This window comes from Parvibaculum sp. (assembly GCF_030651915.1).
In the GTDB taxonomy this organism is placed as follows: domain Bacteria; phylum Pseudomonadota; class Alphaproteobacteria; order Parvibaculales; family Parvibaculaceae; genus Parvibaculum.
The window spans coordinates 431,926-450,420 of sequence record NZ_JAUSBV010000010.1; the positions used below are offsets into that span (position 1 = coordinate 431,926).

General features: G+C 61.0%; 16 protein-coding genes. 3 read left to right on the plus strand and 13 right to left on the minus strand.

Annotated elements, in window-relative coordinates; genetic code table 11:
* Window positions 1–70 precede the first annotated feature (70 nt).
* The 7 genes from Q7V31_RS16170 to dusB all read right to left on the minus strand — a co-directional run bounded on the left by Q7V31_RS16170 (window position 71) and on the right by dusB (window position 9,858).
* Entirely contained in the window at window positions 71–928 is an 858-nt protein-coding gene (locus tag Q7V31_RS16170) for a D-amino-acid transaminase (RefSeq protein WP_304735801.1), read from the minus strand.
* An 11-nt stretch (window positions 929–939) separates the two neighbouring features.
* The gene (trkA, locus tag Q7V31_RS16175) at window positions 940–2,316 is read right to left on the minus strand and encodes a Trk system potassium transporter TrkA (RefSeq protein ID WP_304735804.1); all 1,377 of its coding nucleotides are present in this window, start codon (window positions 2,314–2,316) and stop codon (window positions 940–942) included.
* A 25-nt stretch (window positions 2,317–2,341) separates the two neighbouring features.
* Window positions 2,342–3,736, minus strand: coding sequence for a sigma-54 dependent transcriptional regulator (locus tag Q7V31_RS16180; RefSeq protein ID WP_304735807.1), 1,395 nt, complete (start codon window positions 3,734–3,736; stop codon window positions 2,342–2,344).
* Complete coding sequence (locus Q7V31_RS16185) at window positions 3,726–6,053, minus strand: PAS domain-containing sensor histidine kinase (protein WP_304735810.1); 2,328 nt, start codon at window positions 6,051–6,053, stop codon at window positions 3,726–3,728. The genes Q7V31_RS16180 and Q7V31_RS16185 overlap by 11 nt, the downstream gene beginning before the upstream one ends.
* A 199-nt stretch (window positions 6,054–6,252) precedes the next feature.
* The gene (gene ntrC, locus Q7V31_RS16190; protein WP_304735813.1) at window positions 6,253–7,695 is read right to left on the minus strand and encodes a nitrogen regulation protein NR(I); all 1,443 of its coding nucleotides are present in this window, start codon (window positions 7,693–7,695) and stop codon (window positions 6,253–6,255) included.
* A gap of 13 nt (window positions 7,696–7,708) precedes the next feature.
* On the minus strand, window positions 7,709–8,839 hold the full coding sequence (locus tag Q7V31_RS16195; protein WP_370690672.1) for a nitrogen regulation protein NR(II): 1,131 nt from the start codon (window positions 8,837–8,839) through the stop codon (window positions 7,709–7,711).
* The gene (dusB, locus tag Q7V31_RS16200; RefSeq protein ID WP_304735816.1) at window positions 8,836–9,858 is read right to left on the minus strand and encodes a tRNA dihydrouridine synthase DusB; all 1,023 of its coding nucleotides are present in this window, start codon (window positions 9,856–9,858) and stop codon (window positions 8,836–8,838) included. Before dusB ends, Q7V31_RS16195 begins: the two co-directional genes overlap by 4 nt.
* Window positions 9,859–9,985: 127 nt before the next feature.
* On the opposite strand from dusB, the gene Q7V31_RS16205 reads away from it, so the two are divergent.
* From Q7V31_RS16205 to Q7V31_RS16215, 3 genes are read left to right on the plus strand one after another with little or no spacing between them, the layout of a single operon-like run.
* Entirely contained in the window at window positions 9,986–11,134 is a 1,149-nt protein-coding gene (locus tag Q7V31_RS16205; RefSeq protein ID WP_304735820.1) for a bifunctional 2-C-methyl-D-erythritol 4-phosphate cytidylyltransferase/2-C-methyl-D-erythritol 2,4-cyclodiphosphate synthase, read from the plus strand.
* Window positions 11,131–11,631: a phosphatidylglycerophosphatase A gene (locus Q7V31_RS16210; protein WP_304735823.1), complete on the plus strand. Its 501-nt coding sequence runs from the start codon at window positions 11,131–11,133 to the stop codon at window positions 11,629–11,631. The genes Q7V31_RS16205 and Q7V31_RS16210 overlap by 4 nt, the downstream gene beginning before the upstream one ends.
* Entirely contained in the window at window positions 11,628–12,122 is a 495-nt protein-coding gene (locus Q7V31_RS16215) for a CinA family protein (RefSeq protein WP_304735826.1), read from the plus strand. Before Q7V31_RS16210 ends, Q7V31_RS16215 begins: the two co-directional genes overlap by 4 nt.
* A gap of 6 nt (window positions 12,123–12,128) precedes the next feature.
* Here Q7V31_RS16215 and Q7V31_RS16220 read toward each other — a convergent pair whose 3' ends face one another.
* The 6 genes from Q7V31_RS16220 to Q7V31_RS16245 form a co-directional block, all read right to left on the minus strand.
* Entirely contained in the window at window positions 12,129–12,620 is a 492-nt protein-coding gene (locus Q7V31_RS16220; protein WP_304735827.1) for a type II toxin-antitoxin system RatA family toxin, read from the minus strand.
* Window positions 12,621–12,625: 5 nt separating this feature from the next.
* The gene (gene lipA, locus Q7V31_RS16225; protein ID WP_304735829.1) at window positions 12,626–13,591 is read right to left on the minus strand and encodes a lipoyl synthase; all 966 of its coding nucleotides are present in this window, start codon (window positions 13,589–13,591) and stop codon (window positions 12,626–12,628) included.
* A gap of 84 nt (window positions 13,592–13,675) precedes the next feature.
* Window positions 13,676–14,176, minus strand: a complete 501-nt coding sequence (locus tag Q7V31_RS16230; RefSeq protein ID WP_304735832.1) for a PAS domain-containing protein — start codon at window positions 14,174–14,176, stop codon at window positions 13,676–13,678.
* A gap of 64 nt (window positions 14,177–14,240) precedes the next feature.
* On the minus strand, window positions 14,241–15,776 hold the full coding sequence (locus tag Q7V31_RS16235) for a sulfatase (RefSeq protein ID WP_304735835.1): 1,536 nt from the start codon (window positions 15,774–15,776) through the stop codon (window positions 14,241–14,243).
* 26 nt (window positions 15,777–15,802) lie between these two features.
* Window positions 15,803–17,203, minus strand: coding sequence for a dihydrolipoyl dehydrogenase (gene lpdA / locus Q7V31_RS16240; RefSeq protein ID WP_304735837.1), 1,401 nt, complete (start codon window positions 17,201–17,203; stop codon window positions 15,803–15,805).
* Window positions 17,203–18,483 carry a pyruvate dehydrogenase complex dihydrolipoamide acetyltransferase gene (locus tag Q7V31_RS16245; RefSeq protein ID WP_304735839.1) on the minus strand — a complete coding sequence of 427 codons (1,281 nt, stop codon included), beginning with the start codon at window positions 18,481–18,483 and terminating at the stop codon, window positions 17,203–17,205. Before Q7V31_RS16245 ends, lpdA begins: the two co-directional genes overlap by 1 nt.
* Window positions 18,484–18,495: the final 12 nt, after the last annotated feature.

Sequence of the window (18,495 nt, forward strand, 5' to 3'; positions counted from 1 at the left end):
AATTGAATTTCGCACCCGCAATCGCAACGATTTAGCCCCGCTTCCCGCCGATTTGGAGGGTTTGGGGGACTCAGGTCAGGTGCCCGACGCGCCCATAGGCTTCGCGCAAGCGAAGCGTCAGCAATCCGGGCTCCGCATTTCCTACGGGAGCGCCGTCGATCCGGACCACCGGAATGATGATCGCCGAGGAGGCGCTGATGAAAGCTTCGCGGGCCGATTTTGCCTCTTCGGGGGTGAAGGCCCGCTCGACCACCTCGATACCCTCGGCCTTTGCCGCCTCAAGCAACACCCGGCGGGTAACGCCATTCAGAATGTCACAGGTTGCCGGCCGTGTGACCAGACGGCCGTCGCCATCGACGATCCAGGCATTGGTCGACGAGCCCTCGGTGACAAAGCCCTGCGGATCGACCAGCCAAGCCTCATAGGCGCCAGCCTCGCGGGCGGCCTGCTTGGCCAGGATATTGGGCAGCAAGGAAACCGACTTGATGTCACGCCGGGCCCAGCGGATGTCGGGCATGGTCACGACGGCGACGCCCTTCTCTACCGCCGCGGCGATGCGCGCTTCATTGAGACGCCTGGCGGTGACGACCAAAGCGGGTGGCACCGGCGTGGCGGGAAAGGGATGGTCGCGCGGCGCGACGCCGCGCGTGACCTGGATGTAGACAAGCCCATTCGAGATACGGTTCAAGCGCACGACTTCGCGCAGAATATGCCGCAGCGCCGGTACGGGCACCGGCATGGCGATGCGCAGTTCAGCCAGCGACCGTTCCAGGCGCTCCAGATGCAACGCCTCGTCCATGAAACGGCCACCGCGGAGGCCGCAGACTTCATAAACGCCATCGGCGAACTGATAGCCGCGATCCTCTATATGGATCGCCGCCTCTGCATGGCGCACATAGCGGCCGTTGACATAAGCGAAGCGGGACAAGGGCGCGACCTTCAGAAAAATTCAAGGCTGACGCGGAACATCTGTTCGACCTTCTTGACCTGATCGGAACGGGCGAAAAGGACGACACGATCTCCGGCTTCAATTTCAGTGCCGCCGCGCGGAATGATGACCTCGCCATCGCGGATTACGGCGCCAACCAGGATGCCATCAGGCAATTTGACCTCGCGCAATGGCTGGCCAACCAGCGTTGACGTTTCCAGCGCCTCCGCCTCGATGATTTCGGCGGCGCCATCATGGACCGACTGCAAGCCGCGGATACGGCCACGGCGCACATGCTGAAGGACCGAGGACACGGTGGTGCCGCGCGGATCGATGAAGGCGTCGATGCCGAGCGAGCGCATCAGCGGTGCGTAGGTGTTGTTGTTGATCAATGCCATGGTGCGCGAGCAGCCTTCGCGCTTGGCAACGACACACGAAAGAATGTTGGCCTGATCGCTGTTGGTCAGCGTCACCAGAATTTCGGTTTCGCCGACGCCTGCCTCCTGCAACAGTTCGGGATCAAGCCCGTCGCCATGCAGCACGATGGTGCGTTTCAGCCTGTCGGCAACATAAATGGCGCGCTCACGGTCGCTTTCGATCACCTTGACGCGAACGCCGGGGTGATTTTCCTCAAGCTCCCGGGCGACATAGAGGCCGATATTGCCTGCACCGACAATGATAACGCGGCGCGCGGTTTTTTCCTCATGACCGAAAATGCCGAGCGTGCGGCGCACATCGCGCACATCGGCGGCGAAATAGGCAACGTCGCCGACCAGCATCTGGTCGTCGCTCTGCGGAACAAACAACTCGCCACCGCGCACGATACCGACGACACGCGAGCGCAGGTCCGGAAACAGATCGGTGAGTTGCCGCAGCGGCGTGTTGACGATCGGGCAGTCTTCTTCCAGTGACACGCCAACGACGCTCACCTTGCCATCGGCAAAATTCAGAATGTCGAGGGCGCCGGGGACGGCAAGACGGCGCAGCACGGCCTTGCCGACTTCAAGCTCCGGCGAAATGATGACATCAATCGGCAAATGGTCCTGTGAAAACAGGTCCTGGAATCCCGGCTGCAGATAGGATTGGGCCCGAATTCGGGCAATCTTGGTCGGCAAATGAAAAAGCGAATGCGCCACCTGACAGGCAATCATGTTGACTTCGTCATGGAACGTGACCGCAATCAACATGTCGGCCGACGCTGCACCCGCGCGCTCCAGAACGTCGGGATGCGCGCCATGACCGACAATTGCCCGGACGTCGAGCGCATCCGAGATCTGATGGACCAGTTGTGGCGACTGATCAATGACGGTCACATCGTTCTGTTCGGCGGCGAGCTGGCGCGCGATGCCGAACCCGACCTGACCGGCGCCGCAGATGATCACTTTCATGGTCTTGCCTCGGTTCGCGGGAGGATCATGCCGGTATGTCGATCCGGTTGGCCGCAGCGACACCGAGAGATTTCAGCTTCCGATGCAAGGCCGAACGCTCCATGCCGATGAATGCGGCCGTGCGCGAAATGTTACCGCCAAAGCGACTGATCTGCGCGATCAGATATTCACGTTCGAAGGTTTCTCGCGCTTCGCGCAGGGGCAATGCCATTATGTGCTCGCCGCCGGCACCGTTGACGGTCATCTGAGCTGAAGCGCCGACCTCGGCCGGCAGCATGTCCGCGGTAACGACGGCATTCGGATCGCCTGAAGTCAGAATCAGCAAACGCTCAATGTTGTTGCGCAGTTGACGGACATTGCCCGGCCAATCATGAGCCTGAAGCGCCGCCAGCGCGTCATCGGAAACCCGGCGCGGCGGAAGACCGGTGGCGTTCGAGATTTGCCCCATAAAATATTCAACCAGCAGCGGTATGTCCTCGCGCCGCGCCGATAAGGGCGGCACGCTGATCGGGACGACATTCAGACGATGAAATAGATCTTCGCGAAGCCGGCCTTTGGCGATTTCGTCCAGAAGATCGCGGCTCGACGAAGAGACGACGCGCACATCGACCTTCACCTTCGGCCCGCCGCCAACGCGTTCAAAGGTCTGCTCGACCAGCACACGCAGAATCTTGCTTTGCGTTTCGATCGGCATTTCGGCGACTTCGTCGAGAAACAGCGTGCCCCCATGCGCCTGTTCGAATACGCCCACCTTGCGCGGACCGGCTGCACTTTCTTCGGTGCCGAACAATTCCACTTCCATGCGCTCGGGCGCCATGTTGGCGGCATTGATGGCGACGAAGGCATTGGCGGTGCGCCGGGACCGTGCATGAAGAAGACGCGCCACGACCTCCTTGCCACATCCGGAGGGGCCGGTAATCAAAACACGGCTGCCCGTGGGCGCCACCTTGTCGATGATCTGGCGCACCTGCGCCATGGCCGGCGAAAAACCGATCAGCGTCGTGTCATCGCCAGCGCGGGCGCGCAGTTCACTGTTTTCCCGACGCAGGCGAAAAGCCTCCAGCGCGCGGCGGACAATCAGGATCAGCCGGTCGGCCTTAAAGGGCTTCTCGATAAAATCATAGGCCCCCTTCTTGATCGCGGAGACTGCCGTTTCAATATTACCGTGGCCGCTGATGATGACCACTGGCAAATCCGGATGACGCTCGCGGACGATGTCGAGGAGCTCAAGTCCGTCGAGCTTGCTGCCTTGCAGCCAGATGTCGAGGATGACAAGACCGGGACGGCGTGCCTCAATGGCCGCCAGCGCGCGGTCGCTGTCGGCGGCGCTCCGGGTGTCGTAGCCTTCATCGTTCAGAATGCCCGCAACCAGTTCGCGGATGTCACCCTCGTCGTCGACAATAAGAATATCAGACGCCATTCACAGCCTCTTTTTCTTCGTTCTTGCCGGTGATCCGGTCGATCGCAAATCCGCCGGTCTCATCGGGCGCCACCGTGTGGCGACGCGGAAACACCAGACGTATGCGTGCGCCTGTATCCCATTCCTCAATTCGCGGCGCATCTTCCAGAATCAAATCGCCGCCATGCTCTTCCATCACCTTGTTGACGATCGCGAGACCGAGACCGGTACCTTTGACGCGGGTCGTCATGTAAGGCTCGGTCAGACGCGTCCGGTCGCTTTCGGGCAAGCCGCAGCCCGAGTCGGTCACCCTGATCTCGACCCGGTCGTCATCCGCCGTCAACGCTATCTGAATGCGGCCGATCTTCGTATCGCCACCGTGGCCGGACAGCGAACCGCCTTCTTCTCCCTCGTCGTGACCACGGATCGCTTCTGCGGCATTCTTCAGAATGTTGGTCAGCGCCTGACTGACGAGGCGCCCGTCACATTCAAGAACAACCGGATCGTCCGGTATATCGAGACGATATTCGATATCCGGATGCCCGACACGCTGAAGGAAAACGGCCTGACGCAGGACTTCATTGATTTCAAGAGGTTTCATTACCGCCACCGGCATGCGGGCAAACGAGGAAAATTCATCGACCATGCGCCCAATATCTGCGACCTGACGAATGATCGTTGCCGTGCATTGTTCGAAAACCTCAGGATCCGATTTGATTTCCTTGCCGTATTTGCGCCGCAAACGCTCTGCCGATAACTGGATCGGTGTCAGAGGGTTCTTGATCTCATGGGCAATGCGCCGCGCGATATCCGCCCATGCGGAGGTGCGCTGGGCACGGACAAGCTCGGTGATGTCGTCGAATGTCAGAACAAATCCACCTTGTCCTGAATCGGTAACTTCACGCGTGATACGCAGATTCAATGTCCGGTCCTGTCCGTTGCTATGGATCATGACCTGGGCCTGTGCCCGACGCTCCGGGTGCGCCAGGGCATCCTCAACAACGGCTGACATTTCCGGCGCGGTCGTCGAGATGTCGAGCCCAACCACGCCCAGCTCCCGCTTACCAAAGAAATGCAAGGCTGCCCTGTTTGCGTGAGCTACCCGACCTTCATTGTCGAGCCCGAGTACGCCGGCGCTGACGCCGGACAGAACTGCTTCCGTGAACTGACGACGCTCATCAAGCTGGTGATTTGCTGCAACAAGGTCGTTGCGCTGGCTCTCAAGCTGGCTCGTCATGCGGTTAAAGGCGCTCGTCAGCATGTCGAGTTCGTCACCGGTCGCACCGACATTCACACGCGCACGCAGGTCGCCCGCGCTGACCCGTTCTGCCGCGCGCACCAGCTCGGAAATCGGGTCGACAATGCGGTTCGCGGCCCAAAGCCCGAGCCAGATCGCCGCCAGAAGCATGATCAGGGCGAATATCACGTAGATCAAAGCGAAAGTAACCTGAAATTGTATGCGGCGACTTTCAAGACTTTCGTACTCGTCGACCGCCGCGCGCGTTTCAGCAAGATGGTCGAGGACACGCGCATCGACCAGCCGAGCGACATAAAGATAAGTGTCATCGAGTGTCGGGATCGTCACCAAAGCCCTGACCTGGCTGTGGTCGTCCACTGTAAATAACGCCGCATCGCCTTTTTCGGCTGCCTCAAAAAGTTCGGGCGGCGGCTTTCCCAGTTCAACGCTTCCACGAGCCTTGGTCAGAATACGGCCGTCTGAACCAATCAGATAGGCACCGTTGAGCGCGCGCAGATGCATCTGGTCGGAAACAAGCTGAAAGAAAATTCCGGGATTGCTGGTCATCAAGGCCGAATTGCGATTGATGTCGTTTGCCATGGCCAGCGAGTCGCCACGCAACACGTGGTGATGTTCGTTGAGATAGGCTTCAGCAACAGTCTCGGCATTCGAAATGATCAGCTGAACGCGCTCACTGAACCATGTATCGAGACCACGGTTCAGCGTCATTGCGGCGAATGCAGCCACGATGATGGCCGGCATCACGGCAACAATGGCGAACATTGTCACCAGCCGCGCGTGAAGCTTGGCGCCCGTCGTGCCGCTGACACGCGCCATGACCAAGCGGATAACGCGCCACGAAATCAGCCCGAACAGCACAAGGACAATCGTGAGATTGGCCAAAAGCAGCAAAATCAGGACTGGCCGCGTTGGTGAAAAAGGGGTCAACCCGGTCAAAAGCATGTAGGTAAATGAGCCGAGCAGAACGGCGGCAACAACAAGCCCGACCGACACGCCTGCGGAAAAGCCGCGACGTCCCAACAACTGCCAAAGCCGGCCTTCCCAGCCTGGCGACGCGTCGATCCGGTCTGTCGTCGTCATTTTGTTTCCCGAGCGGGTCTCATGCGGAGCCCCGTTCCGTCTGGCCAAGACCGAACACAGGTTCTTGTCTTGCCTGTGTCAGGTCCTGTGCCTAATCCGCAACGCTCTGATGCGGCAAGGCGGCATTCTGTATCGGGAATCGGTACCGTTCAACAACAATGTTGCCGGATTACATCAGTACCAGATATCGAAATCATGGCTATTTCAGCCCGCGTATGACCTGAATGTCGAGTTCGCGGATCTTCTTCCGCAAGGTATTACGGTTAATACCCAACAGATGCGCGGCCTTGATCTGGTTACCGCGCGTGACCGCCAGGCTCATGCCCAGCAAGGGCCGCTCGACCTCCTGCAACAGTCGGTCGTAGAGACCCGGCGGCGGAAGGGCGTCGCCATGCGCGGCAAAGATGCGCCCGAGCGTGCGCTCGACGGCGGCGCCGAGCGGCTCATCGATGGCCGGTTGTTCGGCGGACCTGCCGAAGTCGGGCTCGGCCAGCTCATTCTCGAGGATCGATGCACCGATGATTTCCTCGGTGTAGAGGGCCGCGAGACGGCGCACCAGATTTTCCAGTTCGCGGACATTGCCCGGCCAGCGATAACGCTTCAGCAGTTCCATGCCGTCGGCGTCGATCGTCTTGGGCGGGAGCCCCTCGTCCTCGGCCTGCCCCAGGAAGTGCCGAATGAGATCCGGAATATCCTCTGAGCGCTCGCGCAACGGCGGCAGGCGGATCGGCACGACATTCAGCCGGAAAAACAGGTCTTCGCGGAACAAGCCCTGATTGATGAGCTGACGCAGATCGCGATTGGTAGCGGCGACGATGCGAACATCGGTCTTGATCGGTGTCCGACCACCTACGGTTGTGTATTCGCCCTGCTGCAACACGCGCAGAAGCCGGGTTTGCGCTTCCATCGGCATATCGCCGATCTCATCGAGAAAGAGCGTGCCGCCCTCGGCCTGCTCGAAGCGTCCGGTAGCACGCTGGCTGGCACCGGTGAACGCACCTTTCTCGTGACCGAAGAGTTCACTCTCGATCAGTTCGCGCGGGATGGCGGCCATGTTGACGGCGACGAAGGGACCGTTGCGGCGACGGCCGTAGTCGTGCAACGCACGGGCCACCAGTTCCTTGCCGGTGCCGCTCTCACCCGAAATCATTACGGTAAGGTCGGTCTGCATCAGACGCGCCAACACGCGATATATATCCTGCATGGCCGGCGACCGGCCAATCAAAGGGATCTTTTCGTCTTCCTCGGGTTGCTGGCGGGCGATGGCCGGTTCGCGCGGCGCGGTCAAGGCCCGGTCGACGACGCGGATCAGTTCGTTGAGATCGAAGGGTTTGGGGAGATATTCGTAGGCGCCGCGCTCCGCCGCCATGATCGCGGTTTTCAGTGTGTTCTGTGCGCTCATCACGATGATCGGCAGTTCCGGGCGCGCACGTTTGATGCGCGGGATCAGGTCGAACGCGTTCTCGTCGGGCATCACCACATCGGTGATGATGAGATCGCCCTCGCCCTGACTGACCCAACGCCAGAGCGTTGCTGCGTTCCCTGTGGAGCGGACATCGTAGCCGACCCTGCCGAGCGCCTGATTGAGAACGGTGCGGATCGCCGCATCGTCATCGGCAAGGAGAATGGTTCCACTCGGCATCTAAATTCTCCTGTCAGTGCGGCAGATCGCCGTCGGTCACGGTGGCGCCGGTATGCATGGGCAACAAGACACGAAAGACCGTGCCACGCGGCAAACTCTCGCATTCGATGATCCCGCCATGATCACCGATGATCTTGGCCACCAGCGCCAGACCGAGGCCGGTGCCCGAAGATTTGGTGGTCACGAAAGGATCAAAGAGGTGTTCCAGTATGTCCGGCGATACGCCGGGGCCGTCATCAATCACACAGATTTCGAGCGGCAGGCTGACACGGTCACGACTGCCCGGCATCGAGAGGCGAACACCGGGCCGGTAGGCTGTGGTCAGGACAATCTCGCCTTCGGGCCTGCCGATCGCTTCGGCGGCGTTCTTGACCAGATTGAGAAAGACCTGAATCAACTGATCCTTGTCGCCCAACACGGGTGGCAATGAGGGGTCGTACTCCTCGACAATGCGGATACCCTTCGCGAATCCCGTCGCCGCGAGTTGCTTTACATGACCCAGAACCAAATGAATGTTGACCGGCTCGCGCGGTACTGGACGCTCGTCGGAGAAGACCTCCATGCGGTCGACCAGCTTGCAAATACGGTCGGTCTCTTCGCAAATCAAGCGCGTCAGCGTCTTGTCTTCGGTCGAAGCCGCCAGTTCCAGCAATTGCGCCGCACCGCGAATGCCCGAAAGCGGATTCTTGATCTCATGCGCAAGGATTGCGGCCATGCCGGTGACCGAGCGGGCGGCACTGCGATGCGTCAGCTGGCGATCCATCTTGTGCGCCATGGTGCGGACTTGCAGAAGCAGCAGCACGTGGCCTGGATATTCGATGAGCGGCGTTACCTGGATATCGACCTGGCGGTCACCCATACGTGGTGTACCGATCTCGACTCCATACTCGTTGACCGAAACGCCGCGTTCGAAGACCTGCTCGATCAGCGACAGGACGGGGCTGCCGAAAGCGACGACGTCGCTCAACGGATGCCCAACCAACATGGCGGAACTGGCGGCAAAAAATTCTTCGGTGCTGTCGTTGACATATGCGATGCGGCTGTTGCGGTCGACAAGGATCACCGGATGGGGGATCGATTTCAGGATAACCGACGCTTCGGGCAGTGCCCCGGCGGGAGAAGATTGCGCGGCTTGAGACATCATGCGGCCTCCCTCGAAGCCGAAGCGGGCTCACGCCGGCCGGCCTCTTCATAAAACACATCGAGCGTGTCCAGCACTTCGGCCGGATCGCTCAAGTGCACGATGGTTCGTTTGGCGATCAATGCTTCGTTCGGGAAACGGCGCGCGGCCTCTTCGAGATACCAGACCAGGTGTTTGCGGGCGACGCGCAGCCCCAGCGCCACGCCATAGTGATCAAGCATGTCGCGGTAGTGGCGCGTGACAATGCCGTGTTGTTCGTCCCATGACGGTGCCGAAAGTTTATCGCCGGTTTTCAGGTAGTGAGCGACTTGCGCCGGGAACCAGGGGCGGCCTTGCGCACCCCGTCCGATCATCACGCCGTCGGCGCCCGAGGCATCAAGGACGGCGCGCGCGTCTTCCTCGCTCGTGATGTCGCCGTTGGCGATGACGGGAATCGAGACAGCGCTTTTGACTTCGGCGATAAAATTCCAGTCCGCACGACCCTTGTAGAACTGGCAGCGGGTGCGGCCGTGCACGGTCACCATTTTCACACCAGCGGCCTCGGCACGATACGCCAGCTCCGGCGCGTTGCGTGTGGCCTCGTCCCAGCCCGTCCGCATTTTCAGTGTGACCGGAACCTCAACCGCGCCGACCGTCGCCTCGATCAGGCTTTCGGCATGGTCGAGGTCGCGCATCAGCGCCGAACCCGACAGGCCCGTCGTCACCTGCTTGGCGGGGCACCCCATATTGATGTCGATGATGTCGGCACCAGCGGCAGCGGCCAGTCTGGCGCCCTCGGCCATCCAATGCGCTTCGCGGCCGGCCAATTGGATCGCCAGCGGCTCGACCTCGCCCGCCCCCGCCGCCCGGCGCACGACGTCCGGCCTCTCACGAACCAACGCGTCGCTCGCCACCATTTCGGAGACGACGAGGCCGGCCCCCAGCCTGTGGGCCACGCGGCGGAACGGCAGATCGGTCACGCCGGCCATTGGGGCCAACAGCACCGGGTTTGCCAAGACATGCCTGCCAATCGATATGGTCAAACTTTAGGCACCAATAGACATTGCACAAATTTTGTCCAAAATAGCGTCTGCCCAAAGTTTCGGCAAGGCAAATCGACAGGCTCAAATCCGCTTGCGAAAGCTCCTTCGGGGTGCGAAACGAGCAGACATGACCGTCGTCGCTCTCATCGTGGCGGCCGGCCGCGGCAGCCGCGCCGGGCCGGGCGCGCCGAAGCAGTACCGCCAGCTTGGCGGTGAGCCGGTGTTGCGACGGACGCTTGCTGCCTTTGCTTCCCATCCCGGCGTCGACGACGTTCTGACCGTAATCCATGCGGATGATCGCACCGAATACGAGGCGGCCGCGGCGGGCCTGCCCAAGCTTCTGCCGCCTTGCCTCGGCGGTGCGACACGACAGGCTTCGGTACTGGCCGGACTTGAAGCGCTTGTCGCGCGCGCGCCAACCCTGGTGTTGATCCACGACGGCGCTCGGCCCTTTGCTTCCTCAATGCTGATCTCGGACTGCATCGAAGCGCTGGCCACGTATCGCGGCGTTCTGGTCGCGCTCCCGGTGACCGATACGCTTCGGCGCTCCGTGGACGGGCAAGCGGGCCCAACAGTGCCCCGCGATGGCCTTTGGCGCGCGCAGACACCGCAGGGATTTCATTTCGAGGCTATTCTGGACGCGCATCGGGGCGTGGTGGATCAGTCGGTTACGGACGATGTCGAAGTGGCGACGGCGGCGGGGATCGATGTGGCGATGATCGAAGGCGACGAGGACAATATCAAAATCACCGACGCGGCCGACATGGCCCGCGCGGCGCGAATACTGGCCCGTGGCGGCGAACCGCGCACAGGCACCGGTTTCGACGTGCATCGCTTCGAACCGGGCGACCATGTCTGGCTGTGTGGTGTCCGGGTCCCGCATTCAGCGGGGCTTGCAGGTCATTCGGATGCAGATGTCGGCCTGCATGCGCTGACCGATGCAATACTGGGTGCTATCGGCGCCGGCGATATCGGCAAGCACTTCCCGCCCGAAGAAATGAAATGGGAAGGCGCCGCCTCCGATATCTTCCTCGCGCATGCCGGCGATCTTGCCGCCCGCGCCGGAGCGCGAATTTCCAATCTCGACGTGACGCTGATCTGCGAGCGGCCGAAGATCGGCCCACATGTCGAAGCGATGCGGGACCGGGTCGCCGAAATTCTCAACCTTGACCGCACCCGCGTCAGCGTCAAGGCGACGACGACCGAAGGGTTGGGCTTCACCGGGCGCAGCGAGGGTATTGCCGCGCAGGCCGTTGCAACGCTGATATTCGGATGAGCCGCTTCACCGCCCTGCCCGCCGGCCTTGCCTTTCACCATCCTGTCGCCCTTGTGGCAACATGGTTCGGGGCCGGGCTGATCCGTCCGGCACCCGGCACATGGGGATCGCTTGCCGCGATACCCTTCGCCGTCGCAATCGTCCATTTCCTCGGCGCACCAGCGCTGCTGCTGGCGGCGCTTGCCGCATTCGCTGCTGGCATATGGGCCTCGGAGCGGTATTGCGCGGCGGGCGGAACCGAAGATGCCGCTGAAGTCGTGATCGACGAAGTGGCCGCCATGTGGCTGGTGCTCGCGGCGCTGCCGATGTCACCCATCAACTGGCTCGCCGGCTTCGCGCTGTTTCGTCTTTTCGACATCTGGAAGCCCTGGCCAATCGGCGCGGTCGAGCGGCGTTTCAAGGGCGGCTTCGGCGTCATGGCGGACGACATCGTCGCCGCGATCTATGCCGTACTCGCCTTCATCCTTTGCGACATTCTGATCGGGTTCGTCACATGAGCATTTTCCCGCGCCGCCTGGTGCATCTCGCTGAGCTGACGCTGGCAGATGCGCGCGAGGCCAAACTGAAGATCGTGACAGCCGAATCCTGCACTGGCGGATTGATCGCCGGTCTTCTGACCGAGATCGCCGGATCGTCGGATGTGGTGGAGCGCGGCTTCGTCGTCTATTCGAACGAAGCCAAACGCGACATGCTGGACGTGCCGGGCGATCTCATCGCCGACTTCGGCGCGGTGTCGGAGCCGGTGGCACGGGCCATGGCTGAGGGAGCGCTCAGGAATTCACGCGCGCATATCGCCGTCTCGGTAACCGGCGTCGCCGGGCCCGGCGGTGGGACGCCGATGAAGCCGGTCGGTCTCGTTCATTTCGGCGCAGCGCGACAGGGCCGTAGCATTCTTCACGAGATGCAGCGTTTCGGCGATGTCGGGCGCGAGGAAATCCGTCTCAAAAGCATCGAGACGGCGCTCAACCTCGTGCGGCGAATGATGTGAGGGCGGCTATTCCGCCGATGTAACCGGAGGGCCGAAGGCTGGCGCGGCACGCCGGCCGTATACTGCGTCGGCGCGATCGACAAAGGCCTGCATCAGGCGGCCGAACGCCTTGGCAAAAACCGCATTCATCATTTTCTGCAACATCTGGCTGCGAAATTCGAAATCGATGAAAAAGTGGATACGTGTGCCGCCGCCTTGCAGCGGCTCGAACTGCCATTTGTTGTGAAGGTGTCGGAACGGACCCTCGACATAAGCGACGTCGATCAGACGCGTCGCGCGATCGAGCGTGACCTTGCTGGTGAAGCGCTCACGGAAGAGCTTGTAGGAAATAATCAGGTCGGCAAGCAACACTTCATTGCCGTCAATCGTGTCGCGGCGGCGGATGCGTGCGCCACCGCACCAAGGAAGAAACTCGGGATAGCGTTCGATGCCGGCGACAAGGTCAAACATGTCGTCCGCCGCGTAGGGAACGTCGCGGGTTTGCTCGTGGGCGGGCATGAGGGTTAGGTCTGCGGCTGCGCGGCATTGCGCGCGGCGCTCAGTCGGGCGAAGTCCTCATCCGCATGGTAGGACGAGCGAGTCAACGGGCTTGAGGAAACCAGCAGGAAGCCCTTGGTGCGGGCGACCGTCTCATAGGATTTGAATTCGTCCGGTGTCACAAAGCGATCGATTGCCGCGTGCTTGCGCGTCGGCTGCAAATACTGGCCGATGGTCAGAAAATCGATGCCGGCCGAACGCATGTCGTCCATCACCTGCAAAACTTCCTCGCGCGTTTCACCGAGGCCAACCATGATGCCGGACTTGGTGAAGATCGTCGGGTCGATTTCCTTGACGCGCTGGAGAAGACGCAATGAATGGAAATAACGCGCGCCGGGCCTGATATTGAGATAGAGCCGCGGCACCGTTTCAAGATTGTGGTTGAAGACGTCGGGTCGAGCGGCAACCACCATTTCGAGTGCGCCGTCCTTGCGCAGGAAATCGGGTGTCAGAATCTCGATCGTGGTGCCGGGCGAACGGCGGCGGATCGCCTCGATCACTTCAACGAAATGACGCGCACCGCCATCACCGAGGTCGTCCCGGTCGACCGATGTGATGACGACATGGCGCAGGCCAAGCTTCGCCACCGCATTGGCGACGTTTTCCGGCTCTTCTGCGTCGAGCGGTGCCGGCAAGCCGGTTTTGACATTGCAGAAAGCGCAGGCGCGCGTGCAGGTGTCGCCCATGATCATCATGGTGGCGTGCTTCTTGGTCCAGCACTCGCCGATATTTGGGCACCCGGCTTCCTCGCAAACAGTGACGAGGTTGTTCGCCCGGACGATCCGCCTAGTCTCGGTATAGACCGGCGAGCCCGGCGCCTTGACGCGAATCCATTCGGGCTTACGCAGGATCGGCGTGTCGGGCCGGTTGGCCTTCTCGGGATGCCGTGGCCGCGCGTCGGCAGCCTTCAGCTTATCAATGACGGTGACCATGTTTTTGCTCAGACAATCTTATCAGGACATGGATAGACGCTCGGCCCGATTCAAGCAAATCGGTTCGAAATCGCGGGCTTTCCGTCAGTCCAGCAGGGCCATGTCGTAGAGCCCACCGATCACCTGAAAGCCGGTATCGGCCGCTACCGGAAGGTAGATCGCCTCCAGCTGAATATATTCAAGGTCGACGCCGACGAAACGGCCACGCAGCACAGCCGGCTTGCGGTCATTCATAACGCGGTTGTGAAGGACGATCTGGCTTGCCGCCATCGGCGGCGCGTAACATTCGGAGAACAACCGGCCCGTGAACGGCATGCCGAGCCGGCGCACGTTGGCAGCGCCGATCAGGCGGTAGCGCATGTCGGTTCCGCCATCGACCGGCTCGACGACGAACATGCCACCCATGAGCTTCGGCATATCGAGCGGATTGAAGTCGCGGCGCAACGGCATTCCGTCCGGTTGGCAGCGAGCACGCCAATAGTCGAGCATGAACCGGCACTTCGGATGCTCCGGCTCCGCCGCCTCGACCACGTCGTAGTCGATGCCGGACTCACCTGTTTGATGCGTTTCGACACCAGCCGCCATTGTCCTGCCTCCGGCCACAATCCTAGGGTCGCGGGAGTTAAAAAATTGCTATCTCGGTAAGTATTCAACCGAGCCCGAGACGCTCAAACTGGGCATTCGGGGCATCAATTTCGACCAGTGCCGCACGTAGCCGTTCCTGATATTCGGCTGCCAGCGTCGTTCCCGCCAAATTTCGCTCCTCCGCCGGATCATCTTCCAAATCGTAAAGATGATCGCCTGAAAATTGTGTCCGCGCCCAGAACGGGATGGCATCGCCCTTCTCCCAGCGCTGATGGATGACGGGAACACCGCTACCCGGCATCCGATCGAGAAAGGCGCGTTCGTCGGGCAGCGGCAATTCCTTATCGCGTGTCAGAAAGTGCGTCGGCATGGTCGACCAGCGGTTCGACATCATCACCAGCGGAGCGTTGTCGCCGGTTGGTGCACGGGCATATTTGCATTGGCCGTCGATATAGTGAACCTCGCGGCCCCAAACGCCGGTCAACAACCAGTCACGGATACCTGACGCCTCGCCGCGAAGCAGCGGAAGCAGAGAGCGCCCATGTGTACGCTGGCGGACAGTGACACCAAACAGGTCGGCGAGCGTGGCAAAGAGATCAACACTGGTGGTCAGCGCGTCGCACGTGGCGGGCGCAATACCCGGATGGGCAATCATCAAGGGGATATGACCGAGCGTTTCATAGACAGGCACGCCCGGCTTGCCCCAAATGTCCTTCTCACCCAGATAGTGGCCGTGATCGGTGCAGAGAATTACCAGCGTATCGTTCCACAAATCACAACGATCGAGCTCATCCATCACCTTGCCTAACCAGTGATCGATCATGGTCAGCTTGCCGCCGTAAGACGCGCGCAGCTGCCGTGCCTGCCGCGCATCAATGACACCCTTCTCGATGCCCCCTTTCACATAAGGCGGCCAGATCAGGTGTGCGCCCTCCCAATCCGGGTCGTACATCGACGCATAGGGTTCTGGCGTGTCGAAAGGTTCGTGCGGGTCGAACTCGTCGACGAAAAGCATGAACCGATCATGGCGGCCGGCATTGTCGGCAAGCCATCGCGCCGCGGCACCCATGGTGCGCGGACCGGGGAAATCGGCCTCGCCGCGAAAATATCCGCGCGAGTCGTCATAGGGCATGTGCGGCCGCATGAAATTCGGCGCGCCGGCCCAGCTCGGGTCGGGCACGGTTTTCCAGGCATCGCCTTCATGGCCACGCTGATAGTCCCAAGCGGTGAAATCGACGTGGTAGTTCTCACCGCCGGTTTCAAAAAGATGCGGATGGTCGGAAATCAGCTGCGTGACGACACCGGCCTTGCGCAGCTCATAGGTAATGGCGTCTTCCCAGATCTCGACCGAGCCCCAGGGACGCCAGAGAAAATCCAGCGCGCCGCAAAGAATGTCGTGACGCGCCGGCATGCAGGGCAAGGAGCCCGTGTAATGACGGGTGAAGCGGGTGGCGCGCGCCGCAAAGCGGTCAAGATTGGGCGTCCTGAATTCGGTGCCGCCATAAGCGCCCAGCATGTGACGGTTGAGGCTGTCGAGCAAAATGACGACGGCGTTCTTCGGCGCATTCGGTGATGCGCCGGCTTTTTCTTCGCCTTCCATGAATCCTCCCCGTGCGGCCGTTTCGTTCAAGTATGAAGAACGCGCCCCTCGGCGTCGAGCACGGCTTCGCCCATCATCTCGGACAGCGTCGGATGCGGGAAGACGGCGTGGATAAGGTCGGCTTCCGTCGCCTCCAATGTGCGGGCGATGCCAAATCCCTGAATAAGTTCCGTTACTTCGGCACCGATCATGTGGGCGCCCAGAAGCTCGCCTGTCTTGATGTCGAAGACGGTTTTTACGAAGCCTTCGATTTCGCCAAGCGCGATGGCCTTGCCGTTGGCGCGGAAGGGAAAGCGGCCAACCTTGACGTCGTGCCCCTGCTCCTTCGCCTTCGCTTCGGTGAGACCGACACTGGCAATCTGTGGCGTCGAATAGGTGCAGCCGGGAATCTTCGTCGTGTCGATGGGGTGCAGGCCCTTCAGGCCCGCCAAACGCTCGGCCGCCAGCACGCCCTCATGGCTCGCCTTGTGCGCGAGCCAGGGCGGACCGACCAGATCGCCGATTGCATAGACGCCCTTCACACCCGTCTCGAGCCATTCATTAACGACGACATGGGTCTTTTCGACCTTGATGCCGGCTTCTTCGAGACCGAGGTTCTCCACATTGCCGACGATGCCGACCGCGGAGATGACGATTTCAGCTTCGATGGTTTCGATCTTGCTGCCGGCCTTTACCGTCGCAATGACACCGGACTTGTTCTTCTCGACCTTCTCGACGGACGCGCCCGTCAGCAGGCGGATGCCGCGCTTCTTGAAGGCACGCGCTGCCTCCTTCGAGATTTCCTCGTCCTCGACCGGAAGAATGCGATCGAGCATTTCGATCACCGTCACCTCGGCACCAAAGGCGCGATAGAAACTCGCGAACTCGATGCCGATGGCACCGGAACCGACGACAATCAGCGATTTCGGAATCGTTTTCGGCGCCATCGCCTCGCGATAGGTCCAGATACGCTCGCCATCGGGCTCAAGGCCAGGAATTGTGCGCGCCCGAGCTCCGGTCGCGAGAATGATGTTCTTCGTTGTGAGTTCGCTCTTTTCGCCATCCTTGCTTTCGACCGACACGCGGCCGGCGCCGGCGAGGCGGCCTGTGCCTTGGATAACGTCGATCTTGTTCTTCTTCATCAGAAACTTGACGCCGTTCGACAATTGCGCGGCGACCTTGCGGCTGCGCGCGACGACAGCTTCGATATCGAATTCGACCTTTTCCGCCTTCAAGCCAAACTCGTCGAGACGATGGAGCGTTTCATAAATTTCCGCAGAGCGAAGCAATGCCTTGGTCGGAATGCAGCCCCAATTGAGGCAAATGCCCCCCAGGTCATCACGTTCGACAATCGCTGTCCTCAACCCAAGCTGTGAGGCACGGATTGCCGCGACATAACCGCCGGGACCGGAACCGATGAGAACGAGGTCGTAGGTTTTGTCCGCCATCAGAGCAGCATCCTTGCCGGATATTCGACAAACGATTTGAAGGCCTGCAGAAATTGTGCGCCCAAAGCACCGTCGATAGCGCGGTGGTCGCAGGACATGGTGACGGTCATCACCGTGGCGGCTTCGAGCTTGCCATTGCGCACCACCGGCCGGTCCTCGCCCCTGCCGACGGCCAGGATCGCCGCCTGAGGCGGATTGATTACGGCCGTGAAGTGCTTGATGCCGAACATGCCGAGATTGGAAATGGAGAAGCTGCCACCCTCATATTCGGCCGGTTTCAGCTTCTTGTCGCGCGCCCGCTCGGCCAGCGACTTCGCTTCGGCCGAGATTTCGGCAAGACCCTTGGTTTCGGCGGCGCGGATAATCGGCGTAATGAGACCGCCATCCAGCGCCACGGCAATGCCGATATCAGCATGTTTGTGCTTCAGCAGCGCGTTGCCCGCGAAACTCACATTTGCCATCGGCACTTTCACCAGTGCCAGCGCCGAGGCGCGGATCAGGAAGTCGTTGACCGAAAGCTTGATGCCCTCGCCCGCTTCCTCGTTGAGCTTCTGGCGCGCCTTCAGCAACTCGTCCAATTCACAATCGATCGTCAGATAGAAATGCGGAATTTCCTGCATCGACTGCGTCAAACGGCGGGCAATGGTCTTGCGCATGCCGTCAAGCGGTATTTCGTCGTAGGCACCCTCTTCGTAGAAAGCACGCGGATCGACGGATGATGCGGGCGCCGCCGCGGCGGCCGATGGCGCGGCGGATTTCCGTGCGCCTGGCTGCGCACTCTCAATATCCACCTTGATGATGCGGCCGCGCGGGCCGGTGCCCTCTACGGCGGTGAGGTCGACGCCTCTCTGTTCGGCGATGCGTCGGGCCAAGGGCGAAGCGAAGATGCGCTCGCCCGCTTTTCGCGGGCGTTCGGCGGCAACGGGCGGCGCAACCTTCTTCTCTTCTTTTTTCTCGTCGTTCTTCCGCGCGGTTTCAGGTGCGGACTTCTTCTCCGAGCGCTCCGGCTTTTGTGCTTTTACGTCGCCTGCGCTCTCACCCTCTTCCAGCAAGATTGCAATAGGCTTGTTGACAGCGACGCCCTCGGTTCCTTCGGCGACCAGCAACTTCCCGATGCGACCCTCGTCGACCGCCTCGACTTCCATCGTCGCCTTGTCGGTCTCGATCTCGGCGATGATGTCACCCGACTTCACCTCATCGCCTTCCTTCACATGCCATTTGGCAAGGGTGCCTTCCTCCATGGTCGGCGAGAGCGCGGGCATCAGGATTTCGATCGGCATGTCCGGCCCCCT

Coding starts and splice junctions, on each gene's coding strand:
- trkA (WP_304735804.1), bottom strand. CDS start 2,316: ATGAAAGTGATCATCTGCGGCGCCGGTCAGGTCGGGTTCGGCATCGCG.
- Q7V31_RS16180 (WP_304735807.1), bottom strand. CDS start 3,736: ATGGCGTCTGATATTCTTATTGTCGACGACGAGGGTGACATCCGCGAA.
- Q7V31_RS16185 (WP_304735810.1), bottom strand. CDS start 6,053: ATGACGACGACAGACCGGATCGACGCGTCGCCAGGCTGGGAAGGCCGG.
- ntrC (WP_304735813.1), bottom strand. CDS start 7,695: ATGCCGAGTGGAACCATTCTCCTTGCCGATGACGATGCGGCGATCCGC.
- Q7V31_RS16195 (WP_370690672.1), bottom strand. CDS start 8,839: ATGATGTCTCAAGCCGCGCAATCTTCTCCCGCCGGGGCACTGCCCGAA.
- Q7V31_RS16205 (WP_304735820.1), top strand. CDS start 9,986: ATGACCGTCGTCGCTCTCATCGTGGCGGCCGGCCGCGGCAGCCGCGCC.
- Q7V31_RS16210 (WP_304735823.1), top strand. CDS start 11,131: ATGAGCCGCTTCACCGCCCTGCCCGCCGGCCTTGCCTTTCACCATCCT.
- Q7V31_RS16215 (WP_304735826.1), top strand. CDS start 11,628: ATGAGCATTTTCCCGCGCCGCCTGGTGCATCTCGCTGAGCTGACGCTG.
- Q7V31_RS16220 (WP_304735827.1), bottom strand. CDS start 12,620: ATGCCCGCCCACGAGCAAACCCGCGACGTTCCCTACGCGGCGGACGAC.
- lipA (WP_304735829.1), bottom strand. CDS start 13,591: ATGGTCACCGTCATTGATAAGCTGAAGGCTGCCGACGCGCGGCCACGG.
- Q7V31_RS16230 (WP_304735832.1), bottom strand. CDS start 14,176: ATGGCGGCTGGTGTCGAAACGCATCAAACAGGTGAGTCCGGCATCGAC.
- Q7V31_RS16235 (WP_304735835.1), bottom strand. CDS start 15,776: ATGGAAGGCGAAGAAAAAGCCGGCGCATCACCGAATGCGCCGAAGAAC.
- lpdA (WP_304735837.1), bottom strand. CDS start 17,203: ATGGCGGACAAAACCTACGACCTCGTTCTCATCGGTTCCGGTCCCGGC.
- Q7V31_RS16245 (WP_304735839.1), bottom strand. CDS start 18,483: ATGCCGATCGAAATCCTGATGCCCGCGCTCTCGCCGACCATGGAGGAA.